The 15,920-nt window shown below is 54.6% G+C and carries 14 protein-coding genes; 12 read left to right on the forward strand and 2 right to left on the reverse strand.

Annotated features, from left to right (window positions below; genetic code table 11):
• The first annotated feature begins 7 nt into the window (after positions 1 to 7).
• The 9 genes from murD to lpxC all read left to right on the forward strand — a co-directional run bounded on the left by murD (position 8) and on the right by lpxC (position 10,453).
• Entirely contained in the window at positions 8 to 1,378 is a 1,371-nt protein-coding gene (gene murD / locus CWI71_RS03335) for a UDP-N-acetylmuramoyl-L-alanine--D-glutamate ligase (protein WP_241967607.1), read from the forward strand.
• The gene (gene ftsW, locus CWI71_RS03340; RefSeq protein WP_126753846.1) at positions 1,371 to 2,642 is read left to right on the forward strand and encodes a cell division protein FtsW; all 1,272 of its coding nucleotides are present in this window, start codon (positions 1,371 to 1,373) and stop codon (positions 2,640 to 2,642) included. Before murD ends, ftsW begins: the two co-directional genes overlap by 8 nt.
• On the forward strand, positions 2,639 to 3,715 hold the full coding sequence (gene murG / locus CWI71_RS03345; RefSeq protein WP_126753847.1) for an undecaprenyldiphospho-muramoylpentapeptide beta-N-acetylglucosaminyltransferase: 1,077 nt from the start codon (positions 2,639 to 2,641) through the stop codon (positions 3,713 to 3,715). The genes ftsW and murG overlap by 4 nt, the downstream gene beginning before the upstream one ends.
• On the forward strand, positions 3,712 to 5,211 hold the full coding sequence (gene murC, locus CWI71_RS03350; RefSeq protein ID WP_126753848.1) for a UDP-N-acetylmuramate--L-alanine ligase: 1,500 nt from the start codon (positions 3,712 to 3,714) through the stop codon (positions 5,209 to 5,211). Before murG ends, murC begins: the two co-directional genes overlap by 4 nt.
• Entirely contained in the window at positions 5,208 to 6,122 is a 915-nt protein-coding gene (locus CWI71_RS03355) for a D-alanine--D-alanine ligase (protein ID WP_126753849.1), read from the forward strand. Before murC ends, CWI71_RS03355 begins: the two co-directional genes overlap by 4 nt.
• A gap of 1 nt (position 6,123) precedes the next feature.
• Positions 6,124 to 6,894 (forward strand): cell division protein FtsQ/DivIB, encoded by a 771-nt coding sequence (locus CWI71_RS03360; RefSeq protein ID WP_126753850.1) that lies wholly within the window; start codon positions 6,124 to 6,126, stop codon positions 6,892 to 6,894.
• A 2-nt stretch (positions 6,895 to 6,896) separates the two neighbouring features.
• Positions 6,897 to 8,129 carry a cell division protein FtsA gene (ftsA, locus tag CWI71_RS03365; RefSeq protein ID WP_126753851.1) on the forward strand — a complete coding sequence of 411 codons (1,233 nt, stop codon included), beginning with the start codon at positions 6,897 to 6,899 and terminating at the stop codon, positions 8,127 to 8,129.
• Positions 8,130 to 8,193: 64 nt separating this feature from the next.
• Positions 8,194 to 9,408, forward strand: coding sequence for a cell division protein FtsZ (gene ftsZ / locus CWI71_RS03370; RefSeq protein WP_126753852.1), 1,215 nt, complete (start codon positions 8,194 to 8,196; stop codon positions 9,406 to 9,408).
• Between the two features lie 130 nt (positions 9,409 to 9,538).
• Entirely contained in the window at positions 9,539 to 10,453 is a 915-nt protein-coding gene (gene lpxC / locus CWI71_RS03375; protein ID WP_126753853.1) for a UDP-3-O-acyl-N-acetylglucosamine deacetylase, read from the forward strand.
• Positions 10,454 to 10,480: 27 nt separating this feature from the next.
• On the opposite strand, the gene CWI71_RS03380 is transcribed toward lpxC, so the two are convergent.
• Positions 10,481 to 10,942, reverse strand: coding sequence for a DciA family protein (locus tag CWI71_RS03380; protein ID WP_126753854.1), 462 nt, complete (start codon positions 10,940 to 10,942; stop codon positions 10,481 to 10,483).
• 34 nt (positions 10,943 to 10,976) lie between these two features.
• Between CWI71_RS03380 and CWI71_RS03385 the strand changes: the two genes are divergently transcribed.
• Genes CWI71_RS03385 through mutT form a run of 3 tightly spaced genes read left to right on the forward strand, consistent with a single transcriptional unit; the run spans position 10,977 to position 15,078 of the window.
• Entirely contained in the window at positions 10,977 to 11,912 is a 936-nt protein-coding gene (locus tag CWI71_RS03385; protein WP_126753855.1) for a M23 family metallopeptidase, read from the forward strand.
• A gap of 39 nt (positions 11,913 to 11,951) precedes the next feature.
• Positions 11,952 to 14,690 carry a preprotein translocase subunit SecA gene (gene secA / locus CWI71_RS03390; RefSeq protein ID WP_126753856.1) on the forward strand — a complete coding sequence of 913 codons (2,739 nt, stop codon included), beginning with the start codon at positions 11,952 to 11,954 and terminating at the stop codon, positions 14,688 to 14,690.
• Positions 14,677 to 15,078 (forward strand): 8-oxo-dGTP diphosphatase MutT, encoded by a 402-nt coding sequence (gene mutT, locus CWI71_RS03395; RefSeq protein ID WP_126753857.1) that lies wholly within the window; start codon positions 14,677 to 14,679, stop codon positions 15,076 to 15,078. The genes secA and mutT overlap by 14 nt, the downstream gene beginning before the upstream one ends.
• 7 nt (positions 15,079 to 15,085) lie before the next feature.
• Here mutT and zapD read toward each other — a convergent pair whose 3' ends face one another.
• On the reverse strand, positions 15,086 to 15,916 hold the full coding sequence (gene zapD, locus CWI71_RS03400) for a cell division protein ZapD (RefSeq protein WP_126753858.1): 831 nt from the start codon (positions 15,914 to 15,916) through the stop codon (positions 15,086 to 15,088).
• Positions 15,917 to 15,920: the final 4 nt, after the last annotated feature.

Below are 15,920 nucleotides of genomic sequence, written 5' to 3' on the forward strand. Positions count from 1 at the left end.
AGACGAAGTGAACTACCTTGCTGCACTGCACAATTATGAACTTATCGGAGTGGTCGGTCTCGGCCAGTCCGGTTTGTCGACCGTGCGTTTCTTACTGCAGCAAGACATTCGCCCGGTCGTCTTTGATACCCGTGAGCAACCACCGCAGGCCGCACAACTGCAACAGCTTGATAAAACCCTTGAGCTGCATTGCGGCCCCTTAGACATTGCCACCTTGCTGGCGTGTGATCTGCTGGTGGTCAGCCCCGGTCTTGATTTGCGTATGCCGGCATTACAAATGGCGCGTGACGCGGGCATCCCGCTGGTGGGCGATACCGATATTTTTGCGCAGTTCGCGCAGGCGCCGGTATTAGGCATTACCGGCTCAAACGGCAAGTCGACGGTGACCAAGCTTACCGGCGAACTGTTAAGTGCTGCGGGTATGAATGTAGCGGTCGGCGGAAATATTGGCATTCCGATGCTCGATATTATTGCGCCGGATGTCGACGTGTACGTATTAGAGCTGTCCAGCTTTCAGCTCGACACCATGCATGATCTCAAGCTGCATGCGGCAGCACTGCTAAATATCAGCGATGATCACCTGGATCGCTATCAGGACCGCAGTCATTACGCCGCCTCGAAACAGCGCATTTACCAGCATGCCGGTCAGGCCGTTTGGAACCGTGAGCAGCGTATTACAGCACCGCAGTATCTGCCGCTTGCGCAGCAACTGAGCTTTGGCTCCGACGCGCCGGATACCGAACGGCCCGGTTTATTTGGCCTTGGCCTGGACGGTGACACGCCGACGATACAGTTCGCCGGCGAAGTCCTGCTGCGTGCCGACGAACTGCAACTTACCGGTGTGCATAACCTTTTGAATGCACAGGCGGCGCTGGCGCTGGTACATAGTCTTGAAGTACCGCTCGAACAGGTCCTCGATAGCCTCCGTAACTTCACTGGCCTGCCGCATCGCTGCGAACTAGTGACCGAGCATAATGACGTGCGGTGGGTGAACGACTCGAAAGCGACCAATATTGGTGCCGCCGAGGCAGCCATTGCCGGGTTACGCCCGCTGGTAAAAGGCAAGTTGATTCTGATCGCCGGTGGTGACGGCAAAGGTGCCGATTTCAGTACCTTCCGCAGCGCGCTACAACAGGTAGACGAGCTGATTGTGTTCGGCCGCGACGCTGAACGTATTGCTCAGCATCACCCACAGGTCACGCGGGTCAGTAATCTTGCTGAGGCAGTGCAGCGCGCGGCGCAGCTTGCCACCGCGCAGAGCACCATATTACTGGCGCCGGCCTGTGCCAGTCTGGACATGTTTAAAAATTACGAACAGCGCGGTGAGACATTCAAAGCCGAGGTGTTAAAACAAGTTGCGGAGGTGGCCCATGGCTGAGTCCGTGAAGCGCCAGGAGCAGCAACTTGAACTGGGTATCCAGTCGGCAACCTCCAATGCCCGTAGTAGCTGGGAGCGCATGCGTGACTGGTGGCTGCCAGAAGAGCATGTCCTCTATGACCGGGTGTTGTTGTGGCTGTCGCTGGGCTTGCTGGCGTTTGGTTTTGTCATGGTTAGCTCAGCTTCGTTCCCAATCGCCGAGCGCTTAACCGATAACCCGTTTCACTTTGTCATTCGCCATAGCATGTATCTGGTGCTCGGACTGAGCCTGCTGGTGACGGTCATTCAGGTACCCGTAGCCTGGTGGCAAAAAGGCAGCGGGCTGCTGCTCATTGGCGCGCTGGCAGCCTTGCTGCTGGTGTTGATTGTCGGGCATGAAGTCAACGGCGCGCGGCGCTGGATAAAAATCGGGCCGATGACGCTGCAGGTGGCCGAGCTGGCGAAGTTCTTTTTTGTGATTTACCTGAGTAGCTATTTGGCGCGGCGTATCAATCTGGTGCAGGAAAATATCCGCGAGTTTATTAAACCACTGGTGGTGCTGTTCTTCTTCGCGATTCTGCTGCTCATGCAGCCGGACTTTGGCTCACTGGCGGTGATGGTCAGCATTGCCGTGGGTATGTTGTTCCTGGCCGGCGCGCGGCTATGGCAGTTCTTTGCGATTATTATTGTGCTGGCCTTTGGTCTGACCTTACTGATCATTAAAGAGCCCTACCGGATGAAGCGGGTGACCTCGTTTCTTGACCCATGGCAGGACCCCTTTGGCAGCGGCTATCAGTTAACGCAGTCACTTATGGCCTTTGGCCGCGGCGACTGGCTGGGACAAGGTCTGGGCAACAGTATTCAGAAATTACAGTATCTGCCCGAGGCACATACTGACTTTATTATGGCCGTGGTCGGCGAAGAGCTGGGCTTTGTCGGCATTTTCGGCGTGCTGGTCGCGGTATTTGCCATTGTGGTGCGCGCCATGTGGATTGGTCGTCGCGGCTTGCAGCGCGATCACCGTTTTTCTGCCTTCATTGCTTATGGCATTGGCATCTGGTTCGCATTTCAGGCGTTGGTTAATATCGGCGCCGCGGCAGGTCTGTTGCCAACTAAGGGGTTGACATTGCCACTTATTTCCTATGGTGGCACCAGCTTATTGGTCAGCTGTGTTGCTTTAGGTTTATTGCTGCGTATTGATTATGAGCTGCGTCGCACGTCACTGAAAGTGGCGCCGCGCACCGGCAGTCGCACACACGCAAAACGGCGGAGGGCAAGGGCATGAGTCGTATCGTGATTGCTGCCGCCGGCACTGGCGGACATGTATTTCCGGCGCTTGCGGTGGCGGAAGAGTTACGTGCCCGCGGTCATGAGATCACCTGGCTGGGCACCACCGAGCAACGTCTGGAAGCGCGCGTCGTACCCGCGGCTGGGTTTGCATTACAACAAATCTCGATGCAAGGCCTGCGTGGCCATGGTCTGGCGCGCAAGCTAATGATGCCGCTGCGCATGTTAAAAGCGATTGGGCAATGCCGTAAAATCTACCGCCAACAGCAGATCGATCTGGTGGTCAGCTTTGGTGGTTACGTATGTGGACCGGCGGGCCTGGCAGCGAAGGCGGCCAATATTCCGCTACTTGTACACGAGCAAAACGCCGTTGCCGGCATGACCAACAAACTGCTGGCGCGTTTTGCTCAGCACGTCATGGTTGGCTTTGCTGGCGCGCAAAACCAGTTACCCGGCGCCGAGGTTACCGGTAATCCGCTGCGGGCGGACTGGGCGCAGGCACCGGTTAAGCGTGAACAAGATGACAAGATTAAGCTGCTGGTTGTGGGCGGCAGTCTTGGCGCTCAGGCACTGAATCAGGCTCTGCCACAGGCGATGCAGCGTTTGCTCCAGGGCCAGCAGATACAACAGTTAGAAGTACTGCACCAGTGCGGTCAGGGACGCGTGGCAGAGGTCCAGCAAGCCTATGCCGACAAAGGCATCGACAACGTTGAAGTGGTCGAGTTTATTGACGCTATGCACGCGGCTTATGCGCAAGCCGATGTGGTTATTTGCCGCGCCGGCGCGCTGACGGTCAGTGAACTGGCAGTGGTGGGTACGCCAGCGATTTTCGTGCCCCTGCCCCTTGCGGTAGATGATCATCAGACGGCCAACGCCCGCGAGCTGGCCGATGTTGGTGCAGCAGTTGTGCTGCCACAACCGCAGTTAACCGAGGTAACCCCCTTGGTAGAGATTTTACAACAGTGGCTGGCGGACCCGCGCCGGCTGGAAAAAATGCGTGCGCAGGCAGAGAAGGCCGCGCGCCCTAATGCCACCCAAGTGGTGGTGGAACGATGTGAGCAGTGGTTATGACAACAGCAGCGACGACAACAACGCCTTTTACCGTAGTCAGCGTGCCGGAAATGCGCCGGGTACGGCGTATTCATTTCGTCGGCATTGGCGGCGCAGGTATGGGTGGCATTGCCGAAGTACTGCTGAACCAGGGCTATGAGATCACCGGCTCGGATCTGGCGGAAAACGCCAATACCGATCGCCTGCGCAGCTTAGGTGCGAAGGTTTTTATTGGCCACAGTGCCAGCAACGTTGAAGGTGCTGATGTAATTGTTGTCAGCTCAGCGATTCGCGCTGACAACGAAGAGTTACAGGCAGCGCAGGCGGCGTTTATCCCGCAGGTGCGCCGTGCCGAAATGCTGGCCGAGCTGATGCGGTTTCGTCACGGTATTGCCGTCGCCGGCACCCACGGCAAAACCACCACAACCTCCCTACTGGCGAGTGTGTTCGGCGAGGGGCAACTGGATCCAACCTTTGTCATCGGTGGCTTGCTCAACAGCGCTGGCAGCAATGCCCGCCTGGGTTCCAGCAAATACCTGATTGCCGAAGCAGATGAGTCCGACGCGTCGTTTTTGCACCTGCAGCCGATGGTGGCTGTGGTGACCAATATCGAAGCCGACCATATGGACACCTATGGCGGTGACTTTAATCGTCTGCTCGACACCTATATCGACTTTTTGCATAACCTGCCGTTTTACGGACTGGCAGTGATGTGCGTTGACGACCCGGTGGTGCGCGAGCTGCTGCCGCGTATTGGCCGGCAGTTTATTACCTACGGTTTCAGTGACGACGCTGACGTGCGTGGCAGCGATTATCAGCAACGCAGCGGACGCAGTCAGTTTACCGTACACCGCAAAGGCCGTGAGCCGTTGCAGGTGACCGTGAATCTGCCAGGCCGGCATAACGCTTTAAATGCTTTGGCGGCGATTGCCGTCGCCACCGACGAAGGCATTGAGGATGATGCCATGCAACGTGCGCTGGAACAGTTTGGTGGTATCGGTCGTCGCTTCCAGTTACTTGGCGACTATCCGCTTGAGCGTGAAAGCGCGAAGGGCCAGGTTATGCTGATTGACGATTATGGCCATCATCCCACCGAAGTTGCCGCCACCATTGCTGCGGCCCGTGCTGGTTGGCCTGATCACCGTTTGGTGATGGCGTTTCAGCCGCATCGCTTCTCGCGCACCCGTGATCTTTACGATGAGTTTGTCTCGGTACTCTCGGAAGTGGACGTGCTGTTATTACTCGACGTTTACAGTGCCGGCGAGGCACCGGTGCAGGGCGCAGATAGCCGTGCCTTAAGCAAGTCCTTGCGCATGCGCGGTAAAGTTGAGCCCATTTATGTCGGCGACCGCGGCGAGCTGATGCAGGTGCTGGCAGACATACTGCAGCCCAATGACATGCTGCTGGCGCAAGGTGCCGGTAATATCGGTGCCATCGCAAAAGATCTGGCTGGCACCGAGCTGCAACCCGATGCGCTACGCAGTGCAGGCCAGCAATTTAAGGAGACGCAGGCATGAGTGAATTTGGCAAAGTAGCTGTGCTCCTCGGCGGTGATTCAGCCGAGCGTGAAGTGTCACTGCGCTCCGGACAGGCTGTGACAAAAGCACTGCGCAATGCAGGTGTCGACGCGCACCCATTTGATCCGGCGCATAATCCGCTGGCCGAGCTAAAAGAGCAGGGCTTTATGCGTGCGTTTAACGTGCTGCATGGTCGTGGTGGTGAAGATGGCACCATTCAGGGCGCGTTACATTACCTTGGCATTCCCTACACCGGTAGCGGCGTGTTAGCGTGCGCGCTGGCCATGGATAAAGTCAAAACCAAGCAGGTCTGGCAGGCCTCAGGCTTACCGGTCGCGCATAGTACGGTCATCCGCCGTGGTACCGAGCACAATTACGCCGAATTATTAGCGGAACTCGGTGGCAAGGTCATGGTGAAACCGGCTCAGGAAGGCTCAAGCATTGGTATGAGCTCGGCTGATAGCGCCGTCGCGCTGGAACAGGCGGTAGCGCTAGCACATCAGTTCGACAAAGAAGCACTGATTGAAAGCTGGCTTCCGGGACCTGAATACACCGTAGCAATTCTGGGTCAACGGGCATTACCGGCCATTCGCCTGGAAACCAGTCACGAGTTTTACGATTACGACGCGAAATACCAGGCCAACGATACCAAATATCATTGCCCGGCGGGTCTTGCAGAGGTCGAAGAGCAAGCCTTGCGGCATTTGGCTGAAGCGGCGTTCCGTTGCCTTAGCGGCAGTGGCTGGGGCCGTATTGATGTGATGTGCGATAAGCACGGTAACTATCGTTTGCTGGAGGCGAACATGGTACCGGGCATGACCGAAAAGAGTTTAGTGCCAATGGCGGCGCGTGCTGAAGGATTAAGCTTCGAGCAGTTGGTGGTTGAGATTTTGCGCCACAGCGAGGGCTGAGATGGCGGCAGCGTCACGGGTTCCGGGTTGGCAGTTTTGGTCAGGGCTGGCGTTCTTTGTCATGGTGGTGGCCGGAACTTTTGCCGGCATTGGCTGGTTGTATTACACCGCGATGGACGCGCAGGAAGTACCGCTCAAGCGGCTGGTGGTGCAGGGTGAGTTGCAGTATGTCACCCCCGCCGATGTCCGCACTGCCTTGTTAGGCGAGCCGCTGGGGAGTTTTTTCTCAGCCGACGTGGACGAAATAAGAGCGCGGGTGGAAGCCATGCCCTGGGTGGCAAAGGCGTCGGTTCGCAAGGAATGGCCGGACATTTTGAAAGTGTTCGTGGTTGAGCAGGCGCCGCTGGCGCATTGGAATGCCAATCAGCGTGATGACGCGCTGCTGAATCAGGAAGGCAAGGTGTTTTACGCCAACAAGGAAGTGCTGGGTGAGGGAGCCACAGAGTTGCCTTACCTGGCGGGGCCGGAACATGCGGTAGCGCAGGCAGTTAAGCATTACCGCGAGCTGAATGAGTTGTTGCAGATGAATGGCTTTGCCATTGCGCAGCTGGAACTTAGTCAGCGCTTCTCGGTCGAGCTGATGTTACAAAATGGCATTGTACTGCGCCTGGGGCGCGAGGCACTGCTAGAGCGGATACAACGGTTTATTGATTTGTATCCACAATTACAGGCGCACAAAGAGGCGCCCATAGATTCGATAGATTTACGGTATGACACCGGTGTCGCAGTTCGCTGGCGCGACCCGGAAGAACAACAACAAGAGAGTTCATAGGCATGTCAAAAGCAACAGAACGCAACATGGTCGTTGGTTTAGATATCGGCACGAGCAAAATCGTGGCGCTTATTGGTGAGGTCATGCCTGACAATGAAATCAGTGTCATTGGCGTGGGCGCGTCACCGGCGCGTGGTATGGACAAAGGTGGCGTGAACGACCTTAACCTGGTGGTGCAGTCGATTCAGCGCGCGGTCGAAGAAGCAGAGCTTATGGCTGATTGCCGTATCGCCTCGGTTTACCTGAATATTTCGGGTCGCCACATTGCTTGTCAGAACGAAAGTGGCATGGTGCCCATCAATGAAGCTGAAGTCACTCAGGATGACGTCGACAGCGTCATTCACGCCGCCAAGTCGGTGCCCATTGCGCAGGAACGTCGCATTTTGCATGTGTTACCACAGGAGTTTGTGATTGACTCGCAAGAAAGCATCAAGAGCCCGATTGGTATGTCGGGCGTGCGCATGGAGTCCAAAGTTCACATTGTTACCTGTGCTAATGACATGGCGAAAAACATTGAAAAGGCGGTGGAGCGATGTGGCTTATCCGTCGATCGGCTGATTTTCTCGGCGCTGGCGTCAAGCTACTCGGTTCTTACCGAAGATGAAAAAGATCTCGGCGTAGCGCTGGTTGATATGGGTGCCGGTACGATTGATATCTGTATTTACACCGGCGGCGTGCTGCGTCACACCGCGGTGATTCCGGCGGCCGGCAACCAGGTGACCAGCGACATTGCGAAGATCTTCCGTACGCCGCTGAACCATGCCGAGGAAATTAAGACCAAATACGCCTGCGCGCTCTGTCAGCTGGTCAGCAAAGATGACAATATTGAGGTGCCATCGGTGGGCGGACGCCCGTCACGGGTCATGCAGCGCCATATTCTGGCAGAGGTGGTCGAGCCGCGCTATCAGGAGCTGTTCGAACTGATCCGTGATGAGATCAAACAAAGCGGTCTCGACGACCAAATTGCGGCAGGCATTGTGCTGACCGGCGGTTGCGGCCGCATGGAAGGCGCGATTGAATTTGCCGAAGAAATATTTCAGATGCCGGTGCGCTTAGGCGAGCCACTGGGCATGCAGGGTCTGAGCGATTATGTGCAGGACCCGACCTATGCCACCGCAGTAGGTTTACTGCGCTACGGGCAACAAGACTTGCAGGCGCGGCAGGATGAAACGCGCGATAACAACGTGATCGGTATGTGGAAACGCGTTCACGGTTGGTTCAAAGGTGAATTTTAATAAAAACAACACTTTGGAAATATTTTTTGGGGTAGTACACTAAGCAGGTAAAAGGAGAAACACTATGTCTGAAGTATTTGAAGTACTCGACAATTTTGACAGCGATGCAGTCATTAAGGTGATCGGTGTAGGTGGCGGCGGTGGTAACGCCGTTAAGCACATGATCAGTGAATCGATTGAAGGGGTGCAGTTCTTAGCTGCAAACACCGATGCGCAATCATTACGTAACCATGGCGCGCACGTAACTATCCAGTTGGGTGACGATATCACCAAGGGACTGGGTGCGGGCGCCAACCCTGAAGTGGGCCGTCAGGCGGCTGAAGAGTCGCGCGAAGAAATCAAAAAGCACCTGGAAGGCGCTGACATGATTTTTATCGCCGCAGGAATGGGTGGCGGTACCGGTACCGGTGCGGCACCGGTAGTGGCTGAAGTTGCCCGTGAACTGGGTATTCTGACCGTGGCGGTGGTGACCAAACCCTTCCCGTTTGAAGGACGCAAGCGTATGGCAGTCGCCGACGAAGGTATCGCGCAACTGGCGCGCTATGTTGACTCGCTGATCACCATTCCTAACGAGAAGCTGCTGAAAGTACTGGGCAAAGGCACCAGCCTGCTCGATGCCTTCAGTGCCGCGAACAACGTGTTACTGGGCGCAGTACAGGGTATTGCTGATTTGATTACCCGTACCGGTCTTATCAACGTTGACTTTGCCGACGTACGCGCCGTGATGCGTGAAATGGGTACGGCCATGATGGGTACCGGCGTTGCCCGCGGTGAAGAACGCGCGCAGGAAGCGGCGGAAATGGCCATCAACAGCCCGTTACTGGAAGATATTGATCTGTCTGGCGCCCGTGGCGTATTGGTTAATATTACCGCAGGTCTGGACATGAGCATTGACGAGTTCGAAACCGTCGGTAGCACAGTGAAAGCCTTTGCTGCTGAAAACGCGACCGTCATTGTGGGAACTGTTATCGACCCTGACATGTCAGAAGAGATGCGTGTCACTGTTGTTGCGACCGGTATTGGCGCAGAGCGCAAGCCAGATATTTCGCTGGTGAACAATGGCCGTGAGAAGAGCCGTGAGTCGTACAGCAGCCGCAGTGCTGGTTACCACGGTGGTGGCGCAGCAACGGCACGGGTACTTGATACTGACAGCGAAGAGATGGAGCAGGAAGAGTACGACGTGCAAAGCGAGAAGCCAGCAGCGAAGCCGCAGGCACAGGGCAATAAAGATATGGACTACCTGGATATTCCGGCATTTTTACGCCGTCAGGTGGACTAATCGAAAAAAGGCATTGCGGCAATCGCTGTAAATGTTTCGTAAAACCGTGAGCTAAATTGCGATTTTTACGAATCTTCGGTAAACTATTGCGCCTTTAACTGGTCAGACGAGATAGTGAGAACGAAATCGAATGATGAAACAACGTACCATTAAACAGCCTATTGCAACCACGGGTGTGGGCTTGCACAAGGGCAACAAGGTTCAGTTAACACTGCGCCCGGCACCGGTCAATACCGGTCTGGTGTTCCGCCGTGTTGATTTGCAGCCTGCTGTGGATATTCGTGCCGATGCTGAATTGGTGCGCGATACCCGCATGTGTACCTGTTTGATTAACGATGACAATGTCCGGGTTTCCACCGTGGAACACCTGCTTGCCGCGATTGCAGCAATGGGCATTGATAACCTCATTATTGAAGTCGACAGCCATGAAATTCCAATCATGGACGGTAGCTCGCATCCTTTTATTTACCTGCTACAGAATGCGGGCATCGAGGAACAGGGCGCAGCGAAAAAGTTTATCCGGATCAAGCAACCGGTTCGTGTTGAAGAAGGTGACAAGTGGGCGGAACTGCTACCCCATAATGGTTTCCGTATCGACTTTGCCATCGACTTCGACCACCCGGCGATTGCCGACACCAACCAGGTTGTCAGCATGGACTTTAGTACGCAGAGCTTTCTGAAGGACATCAGTCGTGCACGTACGTTCGGCTTTATGAAAGATATCGAGTTCTTACGCGCCAACAACCTGGCTTTAGGTGGCAGTTTTGACAATGCCGTGGTGCTTGATGAGTTCCGCATCTTAAACAGCGATGGTTTGCGCTATGACGACGAGTTCGTGAAGCACAAGATCCTCGATGCAGTGGGCGACTTGTACATGGGTGGCCATGCGATTTTAGGCCACTTACGCGCCTTTAAATCCGGCCACGCCCTGAACAACCAGCTATTGCGCGCCGTACTACAAAATCAGGAAGCCTGGGAGTTCGTCACCTTCGAAGACGAAGCTGCCGAGTCACCCATCCGCTTCGCCAGCCCGGTCGTCGCATAATTGCGTAGCCCGTAGTAGAACTACGGGCTACGCGTCATATTTATCTGCCAGCGCCAATAATTGTGAGCGCAATGGCTCTTCGCAAAGCGCGGCCTGTTCACGTAATTTTCTTACCGTATCTGATTCATTTTGTGCAGGTTTTGGCTGCGCCGGCGGTGGTGGCGTAGCGCTGGCTTGACGGCCGGGGCGGATGCGGATCTCGAGCCGGGTAATCGCAGGCGTAGCATGAGTTTGAAAATACGTTATAATGCGCTCTTGTTCGGTTTTTATCCGCTGCCCAACGGCGGCCGATGAAACCTTAATAATGAGGGACGGTGCGCTTACCGCAACCACTTCACACTGGCTTATAAGCTCGGCTAACGGCTGTTTTGCGAAACAGTCGCGCATTAGCTGTTGCCAGCGCTGATGTTGCTCGGTAAAGTCAGCAAATTGCTGCAAGCGCTGGCTGCCAAGCAGTTGGTCAAGTTTCTTCGGGCGCTTACGGGGCATCGTTCAAGTCTTACAATTAGCAACGAGAGGTTGCATGAGTTTAACAGTCTTCTATAAAGGCTCCAAAGTTAAATTTGGAGTGCGCTTAAGCCGCCGGCGCTTGCTGAGCTTAAGTGCTATTCTGGGTGTGGGCCTGTTAGCTCTTAGCCAGCCATGGCAGTACCTGGGCGGTCTTGATACCGAGCAGGTGCGTAGCAAGATCAGCGCCGAACAACTGGCGCTGGCGGCGCAGTCTGAAGTGGTTCAGCAGATCAAGGCCGATACCGAGAAAAAGCTCACCGCCATGACCATGCAACTGGGTGAAATGCGCGCTCAGTTACGCCACCTGGATCTGATGAGCGAACGCCTGGCACAAACTGCCAGTATTGACGTAAGTGATCTGCAACAAAGCAACGCCGCGACCAACGCAATGGGCGGTCCCGAGGCCTCCATTTTAGATGCGCCAAAAGTGCCGGCCAGCGACGTCATCGCTGACATCGATTTATTGTTAAGCCAGTTAGCCGACAAACAAAATCAGCTCAGCACCCTTGAATCCGTGCTGCTGCGTCATCATATCTCTGCAGAGAGTTTCGTTGCCGGACGTCCGGTCGACGGTGGTTGGCTAAGTTCACACTACGGCATCCGTAAAGACCCGTTTAACGGCACTCCCACCATGCATAGTGGTATCGATTTTGCCAACCTGGCTGAAGACGCCGGTGTGTTCGCGACAGGCGCGGGCGTCGTGACCTGGTCGGGTGAGCGTTATGGTTATGGTAAACTGATTGAAATTGACCATGGCGGTGGACTGAAGACCCGTTATGGCCACTGTGCCGAACTGTTAGTCAACGAAGGTGATGTTGTCACCCGCGGCCAGCAGATCGCCAAACTGGGCAGTACCGGTCGTTCCACCGGGCCGCACGTGCATTACGAAGTGTTACGCAACGGGCGTCACATAGACCCGAGTCAGTATGTTTATCGTGAAGCGCAATAAGCGCTTCACTGTCATTTAACTACAGGATCATAGAATCACATGTTAGGTAGTCTATTCCGCAAAGTATTTGGTAGTCGTAACGACCGTATTCTGAAAGGATTGCAGAAACAGGTAGCGGCGATTAACGCGCTTGAGCCAGAATTTGAAGCCCTCAGCGACAGCGAACTAAAACAAAAAACAGCTGAATTCAAAAAACGTCTGGCCGATGGCGAAAAGCTTGATGACATTCTGGTCGAAGCCTTCGCAACCGTCCGTGAAGCCAGTAAGCGCGTGTTTAACATGCGTCATTTCGACGTGCAGCTTATCGGCGGCATGATCTTAAACGATAACCGTATTGCCGAAATGCGTACCGGTGAAGGTAAAACCCTGACGGCAACCCTGTCGGCTTATCTGAACGCCCTGAGCGGCGAGGGTGTCCACATTGTTACCGTGAACGATTACCTGGCCCGTCGTGACGCCGAAACCAACCGTCCGCTGTTTGAATTCCTCGACATGAGTGTTGCGTTTAACGTGCCGGGCATGTCGCATCAGGATAAACAAGAAGCCTACCGCGCCGACATTACCTACGGTACCAACAACGAATTTGGTTTTGACTACCTGCGCGACAATATGGCGTTCTCACCGAAGGAACGGGTGCAGCGCAAACTTAATTACGCGATTGTCGATGAGGTTGACTCGATTTTGATCGACGAAGCGCGTACGCCACTTATCATTTCTGGTGCAGCAGAAGACAGTTCTGAGCTGTACATCAAAATGAATGAAATTGTGCCGTTACTGCAGCGCGCCGATGAAGAAGATACCGAAGAGAAACGTGGCGAAGGCGACTTCACCATTGATGAGAAAGCCAAACAGCTACATCTGACCGAAAACGGCCAGGAGCATGTGGAAGCCATTCTGAAAGAGCGTGGCATGCTGGGTGAAGACGAGTCACTGTACTCTGCCGCGAATATCACCTTGCTACACCACGTAAACGCTGCCTTACGTGCCCATCATCTGTTCCAGAAAGACGTTGATTACATCGTCAAAGAAGGCCAGATAGTGATTGTTGATGAGCACACCGGGCGTACCATGGAAGGCCGGCGCTGGTCAGAAGGCCTGCACCAGGCGATGGAAGCCAAAGAAGGCGTGAAGATTCAGAACGAGAACCAGACGCTGGCGTCGATTACCTTCCAGAACTACTTCCGTCTGTATGACAAACTATCGGGCATGACTGGTACCGCCGACACTGAAGCCTTTGAGTTCCAGTCGATTTATGGTCTTGAGACCGTGGTCATTCCGACCAACCGGCCGATGATTCGTGATGATCGCCCGGATTTAATTTTTATCAGTGCCGAAGAGAAATTCGAAGCCATTGTCGCTGACATCGAAGCCTGCCGCGCCAAGCAGCAACCGGTACTGGTGGGTACCATTTCGATTGAAAGCTCTGAGCTGCTGTCGAATTTCCTGAAGAAGAAAAAGATTCCTCATAAGGTACTGAACGCCAAATTCCACGCCAAAGAAGCGGAAATCGTCGCTCAGGCTGGTATGCCAGGCGCGGTGACTATTGCCACCAACATGGCCGGTCGTGGTACCGATATCGTGTTAGGCGGTAACCTGCAGGCTGAAATTGCCGACATGAACGAGCCGTCGCAGGAGCAAATCGACAAAGCCAAAGAAGAGTGGCAAAAGCGTCATGATCTGGTGCTTGAGGCCGGTGGTTTACATATTATCGGTACCGAGCGTCACGAATCACGCCGTATTGATAACCAGCTCCGTGGTCGTTCAGGTCGTCAGGGTGACCCGGGCTCATCACGTTTCTACCTGTCACTGGAAGACAGCCTGATGCGTATTTTCGCCTCTGAGCGCATGGCCGGGCTGATGAAACGGCTGGGCATGAAGCGTGGCGAAGCCATTGAACACCCATGGGTGACCCGCGCGATTGAAAACGCGCAGCGCAAAGTCGAGGGGCGTAACTTCGATATCCGTAAGTCACTGCTTGAGTTTGATGATGTTGCCAATGATCAGCGTAAAGTCGTTTACGAGCAGCGTAACGAGCTGCTTGATGAAGGCGATATTTCTGAAACCGTCAAAGTCATTCGTGGCGACGTGATAGACCAGGTGATTAGCGAGTACATTCCGCCGCAATCACTGGAAGAAATGTGGAACGTTGAAGGTCTTGAAGAGCGTCTGCGTTCTGACTTTGATTTGCAGTTGCCAATTCAGAAGTGGCTGGACGAAGACGACAAGCTGCACGAAGAAAATCTGCGCGAGAAGATTACCGAAGAACTGGAAAACGCCTACGCGCAAAAAGAGCAACAAGTGGGCGAGCAGGTACTGCGCCAGTTCGAAAAGGCAATTATGCTGCAAAGCCTTGACCAGCATTGGAAAGAGCACCTGGCAGCCATGGATCATCTGCGTCAGGGCATTAACCTGCGTAGTTACGCGCAGAAGAATCCAAAGCAGGAGTACAAGCGCGAAGCCTTTGAGTTGTTCTCGGATATGCTTGAAGCGCTGAAACTCGATGTCGTGACCATTCTGAGTAAAGTACGTGTGCGCGCCGAAGAAGATGTTGAGGCGGTTGAACAAAAACGCCGTGAACAGGCCGAGCGTCTGGCACAACGTCAGCAGTTTACTCACGAAAGTGCCAGCACCAGTGGTGCCGGTGACGCGCAGGCTAGTGGCCCGGCAGCTACTGCTTCAGCCACCGCAGCGGCGTCAGCCACGCCACGCGTCGGCCGTAATGAACCCTGCCCGTGTGGCTCAGGTAAAAAGTACAAGCATTGCCATGGCAAGCTCTGATCCTGTCCACGTAGCCGTCGGCGTAATTGAGAACGCCGACGGTGACATTTTCATCAGTAAACGCCACAAAGACCTGCATCAGGGTGAGAAATGGGAATTCCCAGGTGGCAAAGTTGAAGCCGGTGAAACCGTTTATGACGCACTGGTGCGTGAACTCGGTGAAGAGTGCAACATTGAAGTTAAAGCTGCGTCACCGCTGACTGTCATTCATCACGATTACAACGATAAGCGCGTTATGCTCGATGTCTGGCGTGTTACCGCATTTTCAGGCGACGTAAGGCAGTGTGAAGGGCAGGAATGGCTCTGGGTGCCTGTTTACGCGCTGCAGGCCTATCAGTTTCCTGAGGCTAATCAGGCGATTATTGATTTACTGGAAAAGCCGCTCTAAGCAGCGGCTATGGACATAGCGCCAATTCGAACTCCACATCGCTTTCATACGATGCTTTGCCCTGCTGCGGCGCATTACTTAAAAACCGAATGCTGAAGCGTTGCTTGTGGCCGCTTATCACCGGGTAGGCAGGCACACTGTCCGGCACCCGAATACGTAACAGACTCAATGGCTCAGTGCTTTCCTGCAGCAAGCCTCCTTCGGCAACGACCCATTGGAAATGTGCCTGACCGCGCAGTAATTCGAGCTCAAGCTCAAGCCCTTCAAACAGTACCGCAAACTCGCTCCACCAGCGCTGGCAGTCTTCGTCACGACGTTGCTGTGACTGATGCAGCCAGTAGTGCAGTTGTGGCACGTCAAAATTACAGGTACCGCCAGGCATACCAAAGCGCTGTCGGGTCACGCTTAGCAGGCGATCCTGCTTCAGGTGACTACCGATGCGGGTCATAGGCTGAATGGCTTGTGAGGCTTTTTTCACCCGGCTGGCGAGGGCTTCGACCTGTTGTTGGTTCACGTCGGGATGTTGCGACCAGACCTCCAGTTGCGCGCGGCGGCGATCGAGATCTTTTTGCACATCGGTGCGCACATCACTGCGCTCGCAAAGCTCTAGAATGGCAAACAAGGCGTCAAAATAGCGGCTGTAGTCGCGCGCATCCACCGCCACGTCCGGTTTTAACAGCTGTTTCAGGTGTTCAAGGCGCAGGTAGGTACGTACCCGCTCGTGTAAGGGGTACTCGTAATTAATCGTGTGCACATCGGTTTGATCAGTCATCCGCTCTATCATAGCGGCTTCCTGTTCGGTTGCAACGCTTTGAAACAGGTCTGATTGGTAGCTCATCTCA

It is taken from the genome of Pseudidiomarina insulisalsae (genome assembly GCF_003987065.1).
Taxonomy (GTDB): domain Bacteria; phylum Pseudomonadota; class Gammaproteobacteria; order Enterobacterales; family Alteromonadaceae; genus Pseudidiomarina; species Pseudidiomarina insulisalsae.

What these genes read in the sequence shown, in the direction of transcription:
- secA (WP_126753856.1), top strand. Translation starts at nt 11,952, where the DNA reads ATGTTAGGTAGTCTATTCCGCAAAGTATTTGGTAGTCGTAACGACCGT.
- ftsW (WP_126753846.1), top strand. Translation starts at nt 1,371, where the DNA reads ATGGCTGAGTCCGTGAAGCGCCAGGAGCAGCAACTTGAACTGGGTATC.
- ftsZ (WP_126753852.1), top strand. Translation starts at nt 8,194, where the DNA reads ATGTCTGAAGTATTTGAAGTACTCGACAATTTTGACAGCGATGCAGTC.
- CWI71_RS03355 (WP_126753849.1), top strand. Translation starts at nt 5,208, where the DNA reads ATGAGTGAATTTGGCAAAGTAGCTGTGCTCCTCGGCGGTGATTCAGCC.
- zapD (WP_126753858.1), bottom strand. Translation starts at nt 15,916, where the DNA reads ATGAGCTACCAATCAGACCTGTTTCAAAGCGTTGCAACCGAACAGGAA.
- CWI71_RS03380 (WP_126753854.1), bottom strand. Translation starts at nt 10,942, where the DNA reads ATGCCCCGTAAGCGCCCGAAGAAACTTGACCAACTGCTTGGCAGCCAG.
- murG (WP_126753847.1), top strand. Translation starts at nt 2,639, where the DNA reads ATGAGTCGTATCGTGATTGCTGCCGCCGGCACTGGCGGACATGTATTT.
- murC (WP_126753848.1), top strand. Translation starts at nt 3,712, where the DNA reads ATGACAACAGCAGCGACGACAACAACGCCTTTTACCGTAGTCAGCGTG.
- CWI71_RS03360 (WP_126753850.1), top strand. Translation starts at nt 6,124, where the DNA reads ATGGCGGCAGCGTCACGGGTTCCGGGTTGGCAGTTTTGGTCAGGGCTG.
- lpxC (WP_126753853.1), top strand. Translation starts at nt 9,539, where the DNA reads ATGATGAAACAACGTACCATTAAACAGCCTATTGCAACCACGGGTGTG.
- ftsA (WP_126753851.1), top strand. Translation starts at nt 6,897, where the DNA reads ATGTCAAAAGCAACAGAACGCAACATGGTCGTTGGTTTAGATATCGGC.
- CWI71_RS03385 (WP_126753855.1), top strand. Translation starts at nt 10,977, where the DNA reads ATGAGTTTAACAGTCTTCTATAAAGGCTCCAAAGTTAAATTTGGAGTG.
- mutT (WP_126753857.1), top strand. Translation starts at nt 14,677, where the DNA reads ATGGCAAGCTCTGATCCTGTCCACGTAGCCGTCGGCGTAATTGAGAAC.